The sequence below is a fragment of the Thauera sp. genome (assembly GCF_034003485.1).
GTDB lineage: Bacteria > Pseudomonadota > Gammaproteobacteria > Burkholderiales > Rhodocyclaceae > Thauera.
On the sequence record NZ_JAVEYL010000001.1, the window covers coordinates 122263 to 139492 of the forward strand.

At 66.7% G+C, this 17230-nt stretch carries 13 protein-coding genes; 12 read left to right on the top strand and 1 reads right to left on the bottom strand.

All coding sequences use genetic code 11. The features are described 5' to 3' along the window. The first annotated feature begins 62 nt into the window (after positions 1-62). Genes RBT54_RS00625 through RBT54_RS00635 form a run of 3 tightly spaced genes read left to right on the top strand, consistent with a single transcriptional unit; the run spans position 63 to position 3809 of the window. Complete coding sequence (locus tag RBT54_RS00625) at positions 63-1784, top strand: ABC transporter ATP-binding protein (RefSeq protein ID WP_320363063.1); 1722 nt, start codon at positions 63-65, stop codon at positions 1782-1784. A 2-nt stretch (positions 1785-1786) separates the two neighbouring features. Beyond that, the gene (locus tag RBT54_RS00630) at positions 1787-2476 is read left to right on the top strand and encodes a S8 family serine peptidase (protein WP_320363065.1); all 690 of its coding nucleotides are present in this window, start codon (positions 1787-1789) and stop codon (positions 2474-2476) included. Continuing rightward, positions 2418-3809 (top strand): lycopene cyclase family protein, encoded by a 1392-nt coding sequence (locus tag RBT54_RS00635; RefSeq protein ID WP_320363067.1) that lies wholly within the window; start codon positions 2418-2420, stop codon positions 3807-3809. Before RBT54_RS00630 ends, RBT54_RS00635 begins: the two co-directional genes overlap by 59 nt. A gap of 98 nt (positions 3810-3907) precedes the next feature. On the opposite strand, the gene RBT54_RS00640 is transcribed toward RBT54_RS00635, so the two are convergent. After that, positions 3908-4894 carry a helix-turn-helix domain-containing protein gene (locus tag RBT54_RS00640; RefSeq protein ID WP_320363300.1) on the bottom strand — a complete coding sequence of 329 codons (987 nt, stop codon included), beginning with the start codon at positions 4892-4894 and terminating at the stop codon, positions 3908-3910. A gap of 516 nt (positions 4895-5410) precedes the next feature. Here RBT54_RS00640 and peaA point away from each other — a divergent pair. The 9 genes from peaA (at position 5411) to ccsA (ending at position 17119) form a co-directional block, all read left to right on the top strand. Then, positions 5411-6994: a quinohemoprotein amine dehydrogenase subunit alpha gene (peaA, locus tag RBT54_RS00645; protein ID WP_320363069.1), complete on the top strand. Its 1584-nt coding sequence runs from the start codon at positions 5411-5413 to the stop codon at positions 6992-6994. Between the two features lie 69 nt (positions 6995-7063). Next, positions 7064-8494, top strand: a complete 1431-nt coding sequence (peaB, locus tag RBT54_RS00650) for a quinohemoprotein amine dehydrogenase maturation protein (protein WP_320363071.1) — start codon at positions 7064-7066, stop codon at positions 8492-8494. Beyond that, complete coding sequence (gene qhpC / locus RBT54_RS00655; protein ID WP_320363073.1) at positions 8491-8817, top strand: quinohemoprotein amine dehydrogenase subunit gamma; 327 nt, start codon at positions 8491-8493, stop codon at positions 8815-8817. The genes peaB and qhpC overlap by 4 nt, the downstream gene beginning before the upstream one ends. Before the next feature lie 10 nt (positions 8818-8827). Next, entirely contained in the window at positions 8828-9982 is a 1155-nt protein-coding gene (peaD, locus tag RBT54_RS00660) for a quinohemoprotein amine dehydrogenase subunit beta (protein ID WP_320363075.1), read from the top strand. A gap of 113 nt (positions 9983-10095) precedes the next feature. After that, the gene (locus tag RBT54_RS00665) at positions 10096-11412 is read left to right on the top strand and encodes an alginate export family protein (protein ID WP_320363077.1); all 1317 of its coding nucleotides are present in this window, start codon (positions 10096-10098) and stop codon (positions 11410-11412) included. Positions 11413-11462: 50 nt separating this feature from the next. Next, entirely contained in the window at positions 11463-12965 is a 1503-nt protein-coding gene (locus RBT54_RS00670) for an aldehyde dehydrogenase family protein (protein WP_320363079.1), read from the top strand. 92 nt (positions 12966-13057) lie between these two features. After that, on the top strand, positions 13058-13924 hold the full coding sequence (locus RBT54_RS00675) for a hypothetical protein (protein ID WP_320363081.1): 867 nt from the start codon (positions 13058-13060) through the stop codon (positions 13922-13924). After that, entirely contained in the window at positions 13921-14934 is a 1014-nt protein-coding gene (locus RBT54_RS00680) for a U32 family peptidase (RefSeq protein WP_320363083.1), read from the top strand. The genes RBT54_RS00675 and RBT54_RS00680 overlap by 4 nt, the downstream gene beginning before the upstream one ends. Position 14935: 1 nt before the next feature. Continuing rightward, positions 14936-17119, top strand: a complete 2184-nt coding sequence (ccsA, locus tag RBT54_RS00685) for a cytochrome c biogenesis protein CcsA (RefSeq protein ID WP_320363084.1) — start codon at positions 14936-14938, stop codon at positions 17117-17119. The last annotated feature ends 111 nt before the right edge of the window (positions 17120-17230 follow it).

Sequence of the window (17230 nt, forward strand, 5' to 3'; positions counted from 1 at the left end):
TCCGGATGCAGAGGGGCCCGCCGCGCCAATCGGTCGCGCGGATCCGGGGTTGTGCCGATGTCATGCTCGCAAAGCTGATCCACGCCGAACGGCCGGAGGAACTGGCCCGCGGCCTGCGCTGGCTGTATGGGTTCGTGCGTCCGCAGCGGCGCAGGATCGCCGGGCTGCTGCTGCTGTCCTTCGTCGCTACCCTGCTGGTCCTGCTGCAGCCGTGGTTGACCAAGCTGCTGATTGACGACGGTCTGTTGGCGCGGGACTACGGAACCTTGCTCAAGGTCGCTGGCGGCATGGTCGCGGTGGGGATCGTCGGCACCGTACTCGCGGGGGTGAACCGGCAGCTTCACACCCGGTTGTCCGGCACGATCCTGTTTGCCTTGCGCAGTGACCTTTACCGCCACCTGCAGACACTGTCGCCCACTTTCTACGGCCGTCAACGCATGGGCGATCTGCTGTCGCGCATCGACGGCGACGTGGCCGAGATCCAGCGCTTTGCGGTGGACAGCCTGTTCGCCGCCGTCAGCAGCGTGATCGGCCTCGTCGGGGCGCTGGCGCTGATGCTGAGCCTGTCCTGGCAGTTGTCCTTGCTGGTGCTCGTGCTCGTCCCGCTCGAGACCGTCTGGCTACGCTGGATGCGGCGCAAGGTCGAGTCGCGTACGCGCACCGTGCGCGAGCGCGCGGCCGACCTGTCGAGCTTCCTGGTCGAGACCCTGCCAGCGATGAAGTTCATCCAGGCTTCACGGCGTGAGAGTGACGAGCGCGCCCGCCTCGATGGCCTGGGCGTACGTTATCTCGACGACTTGTTGAGCCTGCAGCGCACCGAGTTCATGACGCATGCAGTGCCGTCCACGCTCACCTCGCTGACGCGCGCCGCGGCCTTCATGATCGGCGGCTGGTGGGTGATAAACGACACCTGGCAGCTCGGCGCGCTGATCGCATTTTCGACCTACCTCGGCATGGCGACCGGTCCGGTCAACAGCCTGCTCGGCCTCTATGTTGCGATCCAGCGCATGAGCGTGAGCCTGATGCGGGTCAGCGAGCTGCGCGAAGCGCAGGCCGACGTCGCGGAGGATGCCCGGGCAACTGCCGTTTTGCCGTCCTGGCGGGGAAACCTCACGTTCGACGAGGTCACGTTTCGCCATCAGGAACGATCGGAGGCCGTGCTTGATGGTGCCCGGCTGACGATCCCCGCCGGCAGCAAGGTGGCGCTCACGGGCGCCTCGGGTGTCGGCAAGTCGACGCTGATCGATCTGCTGCATCGACATTACGATCCGCAAGGCGGGACGATCCTGCTCGACGGTACGGATCTGCGCGTGATCCCACTCGGCGAACTGCGTCGTGCGGTGGCCGTGGTGAGTCAGGACATCGTGCTGTTCCGGGGGTCGCTGGCGACCAACATTCGCTACGCTGCGCCGCACGCCGATGACGACGCGGTGCTTGAAGCGGCGCGGCGCGCGCATCTCGACGCCCTGGTTGCCAGCCTGCCGCAGGGCCTGGACACGCCGCTCGGCGAGCGCGGCCAGCAGCTCTCGGGCGGTCAGCGCCAGCGCATCGCGATCGCCCGTGCGTTGTTGCAGGAGCCCTGCGTGCTGGTGCTCGACGAGGCGACCTCGGCGGTGGATGAGGCCACCGAGGCCGCAATCATCGCCGAGGTCGACACCCTGTTCGCCGGACGTACCCGCATCCTGATCAGTCATCGTGCGGCAACATTGAGCGGTTGCGACTTGCGCGTGCGCCTGGAGAACGGACGCCTGGAGGTGCTTCAGCAGCTTGGGGAGCGGGTTTAGCCATGTCGATCTCGGTCCGCATCGGCGTGATCGACAGCGGCTGTGCCGCCGTTCATGCGCCGCAGGTGGCGGCCTCCGCGGCCTTCGAACGGATTGGATCGGAGGTTCTCCACGTGCCTGTCGAGATGGATGTCCTCAATCATGGAAGCCGCGTGGCGGACATCCTGCTTCACTGCGCTCCGCAGGCCGAGCTCGTGGTCGCCCAGGTTTTCCGCGCACGTCTCACCACGACCGCGGCTCAGGTGGCGGCAGCGATCGACTGGGCAGTCGCCAGCGGCGCACGTCTTGTCAATCTGAGCCTCGGTCTGCGCGAACCGCGGCCCGAACTGGCAGAGGCTTGTGCGCGTGCCCTGGCGGCTGGGGTCGTGCTTTGTGCGGCGGCGCCCGCACGTGGAGAGCCGGTTTATCCGGCCGCGTTTCACGGCGTGCTGCGGGTCACTGGCGATGCGCGTTGCGCGCCCGCCGAACTCGCCGACCTTGGCGCCGGGCACGCCGACTTTGGCGCCCACGTGCGGCCGTTGGACGGAGGGCTGGCCGGGGCGGGGGCGAGCATGGCCTGCGCCTGGCTGACGGGCGCGGTTGCGCAGCACTTCGTCGCTGGCGGCGATGCGGCTTCGCTTCGCGCGTGGCTGCATGCGCAGGCGCGTCACCACGGCGTCGATAATCCAAGGGAGCGGCAGCATGGCAGGTGAAGGCATCGTCATCGTCGGCGCGGGCCCGGCAGGGGCTGCGGTAGCGATCGGACTGGCGCGGATGGGCGAGCCGGTGACGCTGGTGGGAGAACCTCGGCGATTTGCTGCGGTTGAAGGCGTGTCCGCGCGGGTGATCGAGGCCCTGCGCGCGCTGGATGTGCGGCAGGCGCTGCAGGCTTTCGCGCCGCCCTCGCCGCGGCGGGCAAACTGGGACGGTGCCTACACCGAGGCCAACACCGAGAGTCTGGTCGACCGCCAGCGCTTCGATCAGGGTTTGCTCGAAGATCTGCAGCGCCTGGGCGTCAGCGTGGTGCGCGGCCGGGTGACGGCGCTGCATTCTGCACCGGGCCAGCATGAGATCGAGGTCGACACCGAGCGCGGGCGGAGAACGCTGGGCGCGGACTTCCTCGTCGAGGCACGTGGCCGTGCTGCACCAGGAGGCGGCGTTCCGCGGGTGCGCGGAGTCGAGACGGTTTCACTCTTGCAGTACTGGCAGGGCCCCCCGGGAGCGGCAGGATCGGCGGTACAAAGCTGCGAGGATGGCTGGGTGTGGATGGCGGCGCTGGGTGACGGGCGGCGTTACCTGCAACTCACGATCGATGTGGCCAGCACGACCCTGCCGCCCAAGAAGGCGCTCGGCGACTATTGCAGTGCGCGCTTTCGCGCTCTCGAAGCGGCGGAACCATTCGTGCGCGACGCGGTGCCGGTTGGCGAGCCCCATGCTCGCACCAGCACGGCAGTGCTCAACGAGGCCCTCGTGGCCGATGACTGGATCCGCGTCGGCGATGCCGCGATGGCGGTCGACCCGCTGTCCGGAAACGGCATCTTCCAGGCCTTGTCCTCTGCCCTGCAGGCCCCGGCGGTGGTGGCCACCCTGCGCCACGATCGCAGCCTTGCGGCGCTGGCGCAGCAGTTTCATTGCCAGCGGATCGAGCATCTGTTCTACCGCTTTGCCCGCATCGGGCGGGATTTTTATGCCCGGGAGACGCGCTGGCCGCAGGCCCCGTTCTGGGCCGCGCGTCGTGGCTGGCCCGACGCCGAGCCGCTCCACGTTGCCGTGACCCCCGACGCTGTCAGCCTCGCGCATCGGCCGGTGGTGTGCGATGGACGAATCGCCGAGGCAGACGTGGTGGTGACGCCGGATCAGCCGCTCGGCGTGTGGCGCGTCGATGGAATCCTGATTGCGCCGGTGCTCCACGCATTGCGTTCGCATGGGGGCGTCGGGCAGGACGGGGAGGCAGAACAGGCCCTGCTGATGAGCCGGTTCGGGTTCGATCAATTGCGTGCGCGTGCGCTGCTCGACTGGATGCGGGCGCAAGCTTGGCTGAATTGATCACTTCTGAGGGCGATCGGGGAACTTTTTTTGCCCGTCTTTTTGCCGATTTGGGCTAATGACCGAAGAAGTTATTTTTATTTCAGGAGCGCTCGCCGTCAGCCTGGTCGCTTGAGGGTCTCCGACGGCAACTCGCTGAACATCGCCTTGTATTCGGCCGAGAAGTGCGACAGATGCCAGAAACCCCAGCGCGCGGCGATGTCGGCAACCGTCGCGCCGCGGCTCTGATCCGCAGCCTTCAGCGCTCGGCGTACCGCGTTGAGGCGTATGGCGCGCAGGAATTTCACCGGGTTGAGGTCGAGAACGTCCTGGAAGCTGTACTGCAGCGTGCGGCGTGACACGCCGAGTTCGATGCACAGGTCGGCTACGGTGATTACCTCGTCGATGTGGGCTTCCATGTAGGCCCGCGCCCTCGCGACCAACTGCTGGCGCGCGCTGCAACAGGGCGCTGCAGTTGACCGGGCGGTGCCCGTCGACACACTGTCGAGCAGGGTCGCGAACACGGCTTGTTCCATCGCCTTGCGCATCTGCGGATGCTTGAGCAGTTCGGGCGTCGCGCGCAGGCCCGTCATCATTGTCGCCAGCAGGCTGCCGAGGAGGCTGATTCCCTCCGGCGTGGTCGGGGCGAGCCTGTGCCCTGCAAGTTCGGCTTCGAGATCGCGATGATCCACCTGCATGGCGTAGTCGTTGAGCGCAGACGAGTCCGCCGTGCACGCGAGAATCTCCAGCCGGCGCGGGGTCCGGAAGTCGAGTTCGTCGCTGCCGCCGAGCGTCAGCATTGATTCCGCGTCGTAGGCTGCGCCGCCGAACGAGCCTGTACCTTCGATCGCGATCGGCACTGCAAAGGTGCGCGATCCGGGCCAGGCGCCGCCGACCTGATGAACCGACTGGTTCAGACCCTCGCGGAACAGCTGCAGCCGGCCGAAACAGAACTCCTCGAACACCCCCGCGAACGAGCCCGCGGTGAGCTGATCGTAGCGCTGCTGCCAGTTGGTGAGGCACGCAGCGTGCTCGTCCGCGTCAAGGGTGTCGCGCAGGGTGCAGCAATAGGGGAGTCTGTCCGCGCTGTGGCCAGGCGGGGTCATCGCCTGCACCTTCTCGGCAAACGCCGAGTGGCGGTGGCAACCATGTCTCATCCTCTCTCGATCGTCGTGCGATCGTGCTTGTCGTTATGTGTGTGCCCGTAGCGTCGCACAGACACCGGGCGACGCTCGTTTCCGGATTTTCCGGCGGCGATTCAGGATGGCACGGGCGATCGTCCTTTTGCAACCTGGGCTGTTCCGACGGCTTGCCGTTTTAGGATAACGCCCAAAGGGGCGACTGCATACGATGCAATCACCCCGTGCATGAACCCGACGCCGATCGGTACAGGCACAGGCAGTGGTGGTTGCTGCGCAGGCTCTCGAAGAAGGGCTGCAAGCGGATCTCGTGCGCCGTTCGGCGGTGGTGCGAGGAGGAGACAGGATCGGATCGCCCGCTGCGATCGATGTCCGTTTTCGCCTTCAGTCTGCGCAGTGCTGCAGTGTTCCCGGCGTACGAGGCGGCAAGGCCGACCCGCCGCGGGGACGCTTCATCAAAGGATATGAAGAGGAGATCCGGTCTTGAAAATCAAAATGCTCGCCACTGCGATGAGCAGTGTGGCCATGCTTGGCATCTCGCTGGCGTCACCGCCGGCTTACAGCTCTACCGAGGCGCTGATCCGCGCAAAGTGCCTGCCCTGTCACACCGAGAGTGATGACGGCGTCAGTCGCGTCAGCCATCAGCGCAAGACCCCCGAAGGCTGGCTGATGTCGGTTGCGCGCATGCAGATCGTGCACGGCCTGAAGATCACCGATGAAGAGCGCCGCGCAGTGGTCAAGTACCTGGCCGACAAGCAGGGCCTCGCTCCTGCCGAGACCGAGGGCGTGCGTTACGCGCTCGAGCGCCGGCTGAATACCGTCGAGGCCTTCGAGTCCGAGAAATTCACGCAGATGTGCGCGCGTTGCCATTCCGGTGCGCGGGTGATGCTGCAGCGTCGACCTGCCGAGGAGTGGGAGCACCTGGTGCATTTCCACCTCGGTCAGTTCCCCACCACCGAATATCAGGCGCTTGGGCGCGATCGTGACTGGTTCGGCATTGCGCTCAAGGAGATGGTGCCCGAACTGGCAGACAAGCTGCCGCTGCAGTCGGAGGCCTGGAAAAACTGGCAGGCCCGTGGCCCGCAAGTGGTCAAGGGCGAGTGGAGCATGAGCGGCCACCTGACCGGCCGCGGCGGCTTCTCGGGTGTGATGAAGGTGGCGCCGGGCGAGGGGCAGGATCGTTACACGCTCGCCTTCGAAGGCCGTTGGGACGACGGCAAGGCGATGAAGGGAAAGGGCCAGGCGTTGATCTACACCGGCTATGAGTGGCGTGGCGATCTGGTGGTCGACGGCACGCCGATGCGTCAGGTGTTCGCGGTCGAGGACGGCGTGATGCGTGGGCGCATGTTCCTGCGCGATCAGGACGAGGTCGGCGCCGATGTGGTGGCCAGCCTGCAGCAGGCGGGCAACAGCCGTGTGCTGGCGGTGCATCCGTCCTACCTGAAGGCGGGTGAGACCGTCGAGCTGCGCATCGTCGGTTCCGGCCTGACGGGCGACGTGGCGCTGCCCCAGGGGGTGAAATTGCTCGAGACGGTGAAGCGTTCCACCTCCGAGGTCGTGGTCCGTGTGCAGGCCGATGCGGCCGCGCGCGGGGTGCACACGGTGGCCGTGGGTCAGGCCTCGGGCGGCAGTCTTGCGCTGTACGACAGCATCGCGGCGCTCAAGGTCAGTCCCGCGTTTGCAGTCGCCCGTATCGGCGGCAACGGCACGCCCACGGCCAAGGTCGAAGCGCGTTTCGACGCCGAGGCCTGGGCGGCTGGCGCGGATGGCAAGGCCGGCACGGAGGACGACTTCCGCATCGGCGTGGTGCCGGCGACCTGGTCGGTGGAGCCGTTTGATGAGACCTCGGTGCGCGACGAGGATGTCAAGTTCGCGGGTCTCATGGATCAGGCAAGTGGCGTATTCGTGCCGGGTGATGCCGGCCCCAATCCGGCGCGCCGTATGACGGCGAGCAACGTGGGCAATCTGAAAGTCGTGGCCGAGGTGGCGCAGGGGGCTGACCGCTTGCGCGGCGAGGGGCAGGTGATCGTGGCGCCGCCGCGCTGGAACAACCCGCCGCTCCCCTGATCCGCGTTCCCCCGCGTTCCGGCAGGTCCCGGCCTGCCCTCCGCAACCCCGACACGAAAGGAGGCCCCCATGGGAGCCGTCTTGAATCTGGTGCAGAACAATCTGCACGAGCTGTGCGTCGACGACACGCGCATGCTGTTTCACATCCCGAGCAGTTCGCTGTTTGCGCTCGACCCGCTGACCGAGGCCCTGATTGACCGCATTCGCCGCCAGAGCCTGACGGCAGAGGCGCTGATCGACGGTTTGCGCGGCGAGTTCGATGCCGATGAAGTCGCCGGCACGATCCGCGACCTGGTCGCGCTCGAGCTTGTCGATGACGGGCGTCCTGCCGGTGCCAAGGCGTTGGCGCACACCTTCGAGCGCTTCCCGCTCACGACGGTGGTGCTCAACGTCAACACCGGCTGCAACCTGAGCTGCACCTACTGCTACAAGGAAGACCTCGACAAGCCTTCGGCGGGGAAGAAGATGGCTTTCGAGACTGCGCGTGACTCGATCGAGATGCTGTTGCGCGAGTCGCCCGACGAGCCGCGCTACAACGTCGTCTTCTTCGGTGGGGAGCCGCTCAGCAACCTGCCCCTGATCAAGCAGGTGGTCGAGTACTGCGAGGCCCGCTTCCCTGAGCTGGGCAAGCAGATCGACTTCGTGATGACGACGAATGCGACCCTGCTCTCCAACGAGACCATCGACTGGCTCAACGCCCACCGCTTCGGCCTGTCGATCAGCATCGACGGTCCGAAGGCAATCCATGACCGCAACCGGCTCACGGTCGGCGGCCAGGGCACCTACGAGACGGTGCGGCGCAAGGCCGAGCGCCTGCTGTCCCGCTACACCGCGCGGCCGGTCGGGGCGCGGGTAACGCTGACCCGCGGCACGACCGAGGTCGAGCGCATCTGGGATCACCTGTTCAACGAACTCGGGTTTGCCGAAGTGGGCTTCGCGCCGGTGACCTCCGGTGACATCAGCACCTTCAACCTCACCAACGAGGAACTGGTCGAGGTGTTCGCGGGCTTGAAGCGGCTCGGCGCGCGCTATCTGGAAGCGGCGCTGGAGGGGCGCAACATCGGCTTCTCCAACATGCACCAGCTGATCACCGACCTGCATGAAGGCCACAAGAAGGCGCTGCCCTGCGGTGCCGGCCTGAAGATGCTGGCGGTCGATTACAAGGGTGAGCTCAACCTGTGCCACCGCTTCACCGGCTCCACGCTGCCGACTTTCGGTGACGTGAAGAACGGCATCAAGCGCGAGCAACTCGGGGACTTCCTGTCGCAGCGCCTGGATCGGACCGATACCGGCTGCGCGAGCTGCCGCATCCGCAACCTGTGCTCGGGCGGCTGCTACCACGAGAGCTACGCGCGCTATGGCGATCCCGCACATCCCACCTACCACTACTGCGATCTGATGCGCGACTGGGTCGATTTCGGCATCGAAATCTACAGCCGCATCATGGCCGGCAACCCGGCCTTCATCGAACAGCACATTACCCCGAGGAGTGCGTCATGAAACATCTGAAAGCGATCAACAACAAGGCGCGGCTGCTGGACAAGGCGGTGAGCGAGAACCGGGTCGAGGAAGTGGTGGCCATGAGCGCCATCGCCGGCTGCGCGGCGACCGTGGACCCGGGCTGGGAGGTCGATGCCTTCGGTGGGGTGTCGTCGCTGTGTCAGCCGATGGAATCGGATCTCTATGGCTGTGCCGACCCGTGCTGGTGGCCGGCGCAGGTGCCGGATGTGATGAACACCTATCCGGACTGGAACAAGGACGCGATGAACTCCAAGGAAGACTGGCGCAATCTCGGCTCGGTCTTCCCGGGCGACAAGCTGTAAGGGGGCGGACATGAAGAAATCGATGATCGGCGGCGCGCTGTGCCGCACCGCGGCCGCGGCCGCCTGCCTGGCGGCGGGCGCCTTGCCCGTCGCTGCAGCCAACCCCGCCGTGGCGGCCAACGAATCGCTGGCACTCAAGTCGGGTAGCGAATACCTGATGGTGGCCAACTACCCCAACAACCTGAACGTGGTCGATCTGGCTACCGAGCGTGTTTACAAGACCTGCGCGTTGCCGGACGCCTTTGGTCCCGGCACGACGCAGATTTCGCCCGACCGCCGCACCGCCTACGTCCTCAACAACCGCTTCGGCACGATCTACGGCGTCGAACTCGATACCTGCAAGGTGACTTTCCGCGCCGAGATGTCGCAGGTCGAGAACGAACGTGCGAAGTCGATCGCGTCGTTCACCGTCAGTCCTGATGGCAAGGAGTTGTATGCCGTACAGAACCCGACGATGATCAACCGCGACCACTACCGCGTAGGCGAGCCACGCTTTGCGGTCTACGACACCAGTGGGGGTCTGGAGGCCAAGCCGGTGCGCGTGTTCCCGGCCCCGCGCCAGGCCAACATCATGCAGGCGGGCGACGACGGGACGATCTATCTGGCTGGCCCGAACATCTACAAGGTCGATGTGAAGACCGGCGAGATGACGGTCGCGCTGCCGATCCGCGACTGGCAGCGGCCCACGCATGCGCCGCTCGATGTGCTCTACATCTGGCCGGTGCAGACGCCGCAGCGGGACTTCACCATCCTCTACACCACGGCGAAGTTCCAGGATGAGAAGCAGGACATGGCGACGGCGGAGTACCAGTACGGTTTCCTCAACGTGGACCTGAAGAGCGGTGATACGGAGGCACGCGAGTTCGGGCCGCTGACCGAGATCTACTTCACCGGCATGCGCTCGCCGAAGGACCGTAACGTCATCTACGGCCTGCTGCACCGCCTGACCAAGTACGACATCGCGCAGCAGAAGCTGGTGCAGGCGGCCGAGCTCGATCACACCTACTACACCCTGCTGACCAACCAGGCCGGTAGCCGGCTGTACCTCACCGGCACCTTCAACGACATCTCCATCCACGATGCCGACACGCTGGCCAAGGTCGGGCAGGTGAAGCTGCCGGGTGGGGACATGTCGCTCGGCACCGGGCAGGTCTTCGTGCGCTGAACGCGCTTTCCCGACCAGTGATTCGCTGACCCGCGTCGCGGGGTGTTCATCGGGGCCTTCACCGGCTCCGAGGGCCCCCGCGCGCCAAAAAAATCAATCAGGAGACGAACATCATGCGCATTCACACAACCCTGGCCGCCGTGCTCGCGGGGCTCGCCACGCTGGGCAGCGCACACGCCGCCGACTTCTACGAGCGCGACGGCACCACCCTGGGCCTCAACGTCGACGGCATGGCAGGCGCCTTCTCGACCCGCGAGGACTACCTGACCGAGGGCGGCAAGCAGTGGCGCGAGGCCTTCGTGCACGGGGTGCTGGTCGGCAAGACCCGCGCCGGCAACGGTGAGCTGTATGGCGGGCTGGGCGCGATCGCCCAGGGTACCTGGGGCGACGGCGACGCCGGCGGCTACACCAACGGTCGCGAACGCGACGTCGATCTGGAGGACGCCTATCTCGGCTGGCGCAGCGCCGGCGGCCTGCTCGACTTCTCCTTCGGCCGCCAGCAGTTCCAGCTCGGCGACGGCTTCCTGATCGCGGGTGACCGCATCAACCTCGGCAAGGGGCTCGATGTGCTCGGTGTCGATGTGGACCGCGGTGGCGCCTACTACCTGGCGGCGAAGAAGAGCTTCGGTAATACCGCCATCCTGCGCGTTGATCCGCACGGCCCCCTGCGCGGCGACGCCTTCTGGCTGCAGTCGGACAACCCCTACCACCAGGACACCGAGCTCGGTGGCCTGAACGTGGAGTACGTGTCGGAGACGCACGGCACCCTGGGTCTGAGCTGGATGAAGGTCCTTGACGTTGATCAGGACGCAGGTCTCGGCATCTTCAATCAGCGCGATGGCATGCGAATCGCCAGCGTGCGCGGCCAGGGCAGCCTCGGCGTGGAGAACCTGTTCCTGTCCTTCGAGTACGTCGACCAGCGCGGCGGCAGCACCGCGGTGAAGAACGATGCCGACGCCTGGTACGTGGAGGGCGGCTGGACCTTCGCCGACCTGCCCTGGAGCCCGACGCTGAACTACCGCCATGCGCGCTTCTCGGCCGACAAAAGCGGGACCGACCGTAACGAAGCCTTCGACCCGCTGTTCTTCGGCCTGAGTCGTGGCCTGGGTACCTGGTTCCAGGGCGAGGTCGCCGCCAACTATGCCGGCCCGGCCAACAGCGGCAACAAGCTGGACCGCCTGGAGCTGACCGTGACGCCGCGCGCGGACCTGTCGGTGACCGTGCAGTACTGGGACATCAAGTCCATTGGCGACGCACCCGACCTCGACGGGCGCGAGATCGACCTGTTCGCGTTCTGGCAGATCAACGACAACTTCACCTTCGTGCCGCTCGTCGGCATCTATGAGCCGCGCGGCGGGGACGTGCAGGCTCTGCAGGGCAACGATCGCCGCAACGTCTATCTGCAGGCGGTGCTGCTCTACAACTTCTGACGGCGGCGACGCCTTTCCCACACCAGTACATAAGTAGTCGGAGACAAGAGATGGATCGATACAAGGGCGAACTGATCAGCGAAAACACACGCCGCTTCCTGGCTCAGCCCAAGCGCATGCTGATCGGGGGCGAGTGGGTGGATGCGGTAGGCGGCGGCCGACTGGAGGTGATCGACCCCGCCAGCGCGCAGGTGTTCGCCAGCGTGCCGGCGGGCGAGGAAGCGGACATCGACCGTGCCGTCGCCGCAGCACGCAAGGCCTTCGAGCAGGGCGAGTGGCCGCGCATGCGACCGGTCGATCGCGAGCGCCTGTTGCTGCGCCTGGCCGATCTGGTCGAGGTGAACGCGCAGGAGCTGGCCGAGATCGAGGCGCTCGACAACGGCAAGCCGGTGACCATGGCGCGCGCGGTCGATCTGGCCCTGGTGGTGGATTTCCTGCGCTACATGGCGGGGTGGGCGACCAAACTCGAAGGCTCGACGATGGAGGTATCGGTCCCGCTCGTGCGTGACCGTGAATTCTTCGGCTTCACGCGGCGGGAACCCGTAGGCGTGGTGGGCGCAATCATCCCGTGGAATTTCCCCTTGCTGATGCTGGCGTGGAAGGCCGGTCCGGCGCTCGCCTCCGGCTGCACCATGGTACTCAAGCCGGCCGAGGAGACGCCCTTGTCGGCGCTGCGCTTTGCCGAGCTGATGGAGCAGGCGGGCTATCCTGCCGGGGTGTTCAACGTGGTGACCGGCCACGGCCACACTGCAGGTGCGGCGCTGGCGTCCCACAAGGGGATCGAGAAGGTGGCCTTCACCGGCTCGACCGAGATCGGCAAGCTGGTCGGCAAGGCCGCGCTGGACAACATGACGCGGGTGTCGTTGGAGCTCGGCGGCAAGAGCCCGGTGATCATGCTCGACGATGTCGATCCGGGGGTGGCGGCCGCGGGCGCGGCGCAGGCGATCTTCTTCAACCAGGGTCAGGTGTGCTGCGCCGGTTCGCGCCTGTATGTGCACAAGAGTCGTTTCGAGCGCGTTGTCGAGGGCCTGTCCGAGATCGCCGCAGGCATGAAGCTCGGTGCCGGCATCGACCCCGCAACGCAGATCGGCCCGCTGGTTTCCGCGGTCCAGCAACAGCGCGTACTCGGCTACATCCGCAGCGGTTTCGAGGAAGGGGCGCGTGCGCTGGCCGGCGGTGCGGCAGGCGAGGGCGAGGGCTACTTCGTCAAACCCACCGTGCTGGTCGACACCCGTGACGACATGCGCGTGGTGCGAGAGGAGATCTTCGGTCCGGTGGTGGTCGCGATGCCCTACGACGATCTCGATGAGGTGGCTCACCGCGCCAACGACACCCCGTTCGGTCTGGGCGCCAGCATCTGGTCGAACGACCTGTCGCGTGTGCATCGTCTGGTGCCGAAGATCAAGGCGGGAACGGTGTGGGTCAACTGCCACAACATTCTCGACGCCTCCATGCCCTTCGGCGGCTACAAGCAGTCCGGTATCGGTCGCGAGATGGGGCGCGCGGTGCTCGACCTCTATACCGAAAGCAAGTCGGTGATCATGGCCCTGTGATCCATGGCGCGCGGCGCCGGGGGCCCGCGCCGCGCGCCATGGATGGTCCGGACCATCTGTCGGCGGCTGCCAAGGCCGCCTGGAATGCGCATATGAATGCCCCCGAACTGGCAGTGAGCGCGATTCATGCCGTCGCGCTCGAGTGGACAACGGCGACGCCCGCCGAGCGCGAACGTCACTGGTTCCGCCTGCATGGCGACACGGACCTGGCCGCCTGGCTCGCGCCCCTGCAGCCCACGCATGTTCACTTCGGCAGCGAGTTTTGCGAGCACCTGCTGCCCTCGACCCGCAGCCTGCATCAGGCGCTGCGGCAGGCGGAGCAAGCCGGGCTGTGCCTGGCCCTGCTCACGCCGCTTGCCTCGCCCGATGTGCTCGCCCACCTCGCCCGGCTGTTGCCGATGCTGCCCGCCGGGGCCGAGGTGGTGGTGAATGACTGGGGCGTCGCACACGAGCTGGCCACGCGCTTTCCCGCGCTGCGCCCGGTTGCTGGCCGCGTGCTGTGCCGCATGACCAAGGACCCGCGCCTCGACGCGCGCTGGGCGGGACGCTGCGGCCATGGCCTGGAGGCGCCCGCCATGCGCGGCCTGTTCGAGCGCCTCGGTATCCGCCGGCTCGAGATCGACATGCCGGTGTTCGCGGAGGATGAGGCGCTCGATGACCTGCCGTTGCCCGCGGGCGTGCATCTGCCCTACGTCTACGTTGCCAAGGGCCGCATGTGTCGGGCGGGGTCACTGTCGATGACGGGGCCGGAGCGCTTCGCTGTCGGTCGTCGCTGCCAGAAGGAGTGTCTGCGCCTGTCGGCCGTGGCCGAGCGGCCGGGCAGGGGGGATGCCTGTGCCACGGTGCAGGTGGGCAATACCTTGTTCAGCCGGCATTCGGATGCGATGGCCCGCGTCCTGCGACATGCTGTCGGCCGCGGTCGAGTCGCCCGCCTGGTGGTTCCGGGAGAACCGCTATGAGGATCGTTGCCCCGATTTCCCGCGTGGCCGAAGTGGCGCTGCTCGCGCAGGCGGGCGCCAGCGAACTTTACTGCGGCATGATGCCGCCCGAATGGCTTGGGCGCTTCCATGCCCTGAGTGTCAATCGCCGGCCGTCGGGCAATCTGACCCGCTACGAGGACCTGGCAAGCGCGATCGAACTCGCTCATGCACATGGCTCGACCCTCTCGTTGGTCCTCAACGCCCAGCATTATTCCGCCGCCCAGGGCGAGGCCGCGACGGAAGTTGCAGAGCGCTTCGCTGAACTCGGTGGTGATGCACTGATCGTCAGTGACCTTGGTCTGGTGCAATCGCTCGCGGCACGGCTTCCCGGGCTTCGGGTTCACGTCAGTTCGGTGGCGACCTGCCGTAACGCCGGCGCGGCGCGATTATGTCGCGAGTTGGGCGCGTGCCGTCTGATCCTGCCGCGCGACGTCACCATCGCCGAAGCCGCAGCGATTGCGGCCGAGGTGCCCGATATCGAGATCGAGGCCTTCGTGCTCAACGACGGCTGCATCTTCGAGGAGGGCGCCTGCCATACGATCCATCTCCCCGGTCAACTCGGTGGGCCGATCTGTCTCGATCGCTACCAGTACCGCTATCGTCGCCGCGATGGCGGCGCATTGTCGCCCGGGCTGCTCGAACGCCTGCGGGAAAACGATGAGTCTTACGAGCGCTGGCTGTGGTACCGCTTCTCCTGCGGCTTCAGCACCACGCCGGAAGGGTTGCCCTACGGCCCTTGCGGGTTGTGCGCCGTGCCGGCGCTGCGGCGCGGGCGGGTGGCGGCGATCAAGATCGCCGGACGCGAGGCGCCGACCGCGCGCAAACTGGCGAGCGTGCGCATGGTGAAGTCGGTGCTCGAGCGTGTGTGCGGAGGTGAGGACGACACAGCCGTGCGGCGCTTTGCCATGGAATTGCGGCCGTCCGAGGCCCACTGCGCCACCGGCTTCATGTGTTACTACCCGGAAGTGCTGCGCGCGGAGGTGAATTGAAATGTCTGCGCCGCCTCCTGCCCTGCTGAGCCTGGCGGTCACCGCCTTGGCGGCGGCGTTGGTGGCGAGTTGGGCGGCACTGGGGCAAGTCGCGCTTGCCGCAGCAGCTGTGCTGGCCGCGCATGCTGCGTTCCGACCGCCCGGCCGCAGGACCATGCTGACGCTGGCGGCAACACTGACGTGGGCTTGCGTGCTCGCGCTGGGCTGGCATTTCGCCCACGATCACTTCGTGCTGCGCTACGTCTGGCTGTACAGCAGTACCGAACTGCCCCTGCACCTGAAAATCGCCAACCTGTGGGGTGGGGATGAGGGCACCACGCTGCTGCTCGCCGCCTGCTGCCTGAGTCTCGCTGCCGCGGAGGTGCGTGCCGTGCGCGATCCGTCCCGCCTGTCTGTTTTCGCAGTGATCGCCACCTGGTACGGGGTGACCGCGCTGTGGCTGGCGCCCTTCGCCGCGACTCCGGCTGAGTGGTTGGCGCAGTCGCCGTCTCAGGGCATGAACGCGCACCTGATGAAGCCCTGGATGCTGTTCCACGCGCCGCTGGTGCTGGCGGCCTACGCGTGGACACTGTCGCTTGCCGCGCCCGCCCTCGAAGCCCTGCGTGGGCTATCGACGCCGTGGCCGCCCCTCGCACGCCTGCGAGCACGCCGGGCCTGGATGGTGCTCACCGCGGGCATCGGTTTCGGGATGCTGTGGGCCTTCGAGGATGCGATGTACGGGCAGGTGTGGCATTGGGATCCCGTGCAGACCGCGGTGTTCTGCCTGTGGTGTCTGCTGGGCGCGCATCTGCACGGCGTGGGGGGATGGGGTGTGGGTCGCCGGCACTGGCGAGCGATGCCGTGGGCTGGCGCGCTCGCTGCGGCCGCCGTGCCACTCGTCATGGCGGTGACGCGCAATCCAATGCTCGCCAGTTCGCATCGATATGTCGGTGCCGATTCCTGGGTGAGCCATGTCATCCTCGGAACGGCGCTGCTGCTGGCTGCAGTCGGTTGCGCAATCGCAGGTTGGCGCGCTGGGGCGGGGCTGCCGTGCGCGACGGAGCGGCGGTCGTCCGGACTGGGCCTGTGGCTGGCGCAGCTCTGCTTCCTGGGCGCCGCGGTCGCCGCGGCCGGGCAGTTGTTGTTTGCATTCGCCGCGAGCGCGCTGGAGCTGCCGCGGCCGGAGGAATACAAGCCTTTCCTCGCCATGCTGAGCAACCTCACGACCGGCGCCGAGCTGGCTGCCCTGCGTGCAGCTTTCGAGCAGTGGGATGTGGACGGCTATGTGCTCGCGCGCGGACTGTTGCTGCCCCTGGCCGGATTTGGGCTCGTTGGCGGCTGGTACTTCTTTCGCCGGATCTCCAAGGGTGCGGGACACCTTTCGCTACCTCTGGCGTTGGCGGCAATGTGGGCCACTGCCGCATGGGGCGGGCCGATGACGAAGTCCTATGCGGGCGCTGGCATCCTGTCGCAGCAGATCGTGGCCGTGCTGCCGCTGTTCGATGCGAGCCTGGTCGGCGGAGCCTACCTCGCGCTTGGTGGCATCGCCTGGGCGGCGACCGTCCTGCGCCAGCGTGGTCGCAAGGGCCTCGCGACGGCTATCCCGTTGGCGGCGATTCATGTCGGCGTCGCGTTGGCGCTGTGGGGTGGACTCCTCGCAACTGCGCTGAACAGCTACACACAGCACGAGATTCGCTTCGACGGCGCGCAGACAGGCTGGGCGCAGGCTCGTCACGGTTATGCATTCCGGATTGCAGACGTTCGGGTCTCCTCCGTGCGGGATGGCGGCGTCAACGCGTCGAACGGGGTTCAGGCGCTGACCGCGATCGAGGTACGCAGCCCGGCGGGCGAGGTACTGGACGGGCAGACCCTGTATCGGGATTCACGCGCGCCGCCAGAGCGTTACGACGGTCCCCTGCGCCAGGTCTGCGAACTGCTGGATTATCGCTATGCTCGTCACATGGGAGCGCCGGGCTATCTGCTGCAACCGCTCATCGACCAGGGTTGGGCGAGTGCAGTGCAGTTCTGGGTTTCTCCGGCCGCGGTGGTCGAATCGCTTGCGGACCGCCAGGGCGGAGCGGAAGTGATCGTTGTCGTGAAGGTCTTCCCGTTCCTCTCCCTGCTGTGGAGCGGGCTCCTGCTCGTGCTGTTCGGAAGTGGATGGTTTGCGTTCTTCAGCCCTCGCGAGCCGGCATGGCGCCATTAGTTTCCTCCACCCTGAACAGGTCTTGCTTCAGGCCCCTCCCGAGAACGAAGGCTTTTCATTGATCTGCAACAAGCGGATACAATCAAGCCCTTACTTTTCCCGGATGTACCT

Bases quoted from the DNA above. Each gene is read 5' to 3' on its own strand.
- qhpC (WP_320363073.1), top strand. From the start codon at position 8,491: ATGAAACATCTGAAAGCGATCAACAACAAGGCGCGGCTGCTGGACAAG.
- RBT54_RS00665 (WP_320363077.1), top strand. From the start codon at position 10,096: ATGCGCATTCACACAACCCTGGCCGCCGTGCTCGCGGGGCTCGCCACG.
- ccsA (WP_320363084.1), top strand. From the start codon at position 14,936: ATGTCTGCGCCGCCTCCTGCCCTGCTGAGCCTGGCGGTCACCGCCTTG.
- RBT54_RS00640 (WP_320363300.1), bottom strand. From the start codon at position 4,894: ATGACCCCGCCTGGCCACAGCGCGGACAGACTCCCCTATTGCTGCACC.
- RBT54_RS00630 (WP_320363065.1), top strand. From the start codon at position 1,787: ATGTCGATCTCGGTCCGCATCGGCGTGATCGACAGCGGCTGTGCCGCC.
- RBT54_RS00670 (WP_320363079.1), top strand. From the start codon at position 11,463: ATGGATCGATACAAGGGCGAACTGATCAGCGAAAACACACGCCGCTTC.
- RBT54_RS00635 (WP_320363067.1), top strand. From the start codon at position 2,418: ATGCGCAGGCGCGTCACCACGGCGTCGATAATCCAAGGGAGCGGCAGC.
- RBT54_RS00680 (WP_320363083.1), top strand. From the start codon at position 13,921: ATGAGGATCGTTGCCCCGATTTCCCGCGTGGCCGAAGTGGCGCTGCTC.
- peaD (WP_320363075.1), top strand. From the start codon at position 8,828: ATGAAGAAATCGATGATCGGCGGCGCGCTGTGCCGCACCGCGGCCGCG.
- RBT54_RS00675 (WP_320363081.1), top strand. From the start codon at position 13,058: ATGAATGCCCCCGAACTGGCAGTGAGCGCGATTCATGCCGTCGCGCTC.
- RBT54_RS00625 (WP_320363063.1), top strand. From the start codon at position 63: ATGCTCGCAAAGCTGATCCACGCCGAACGGCCGGAGGAACTGGCCCGC.
- peaB (WP_320363071.1), top strand. From the start codon at position 7,064: ATGGGAGCCGTCTTGAATCTGGTGCAGAACAATCTGCACGAGCTGTGC.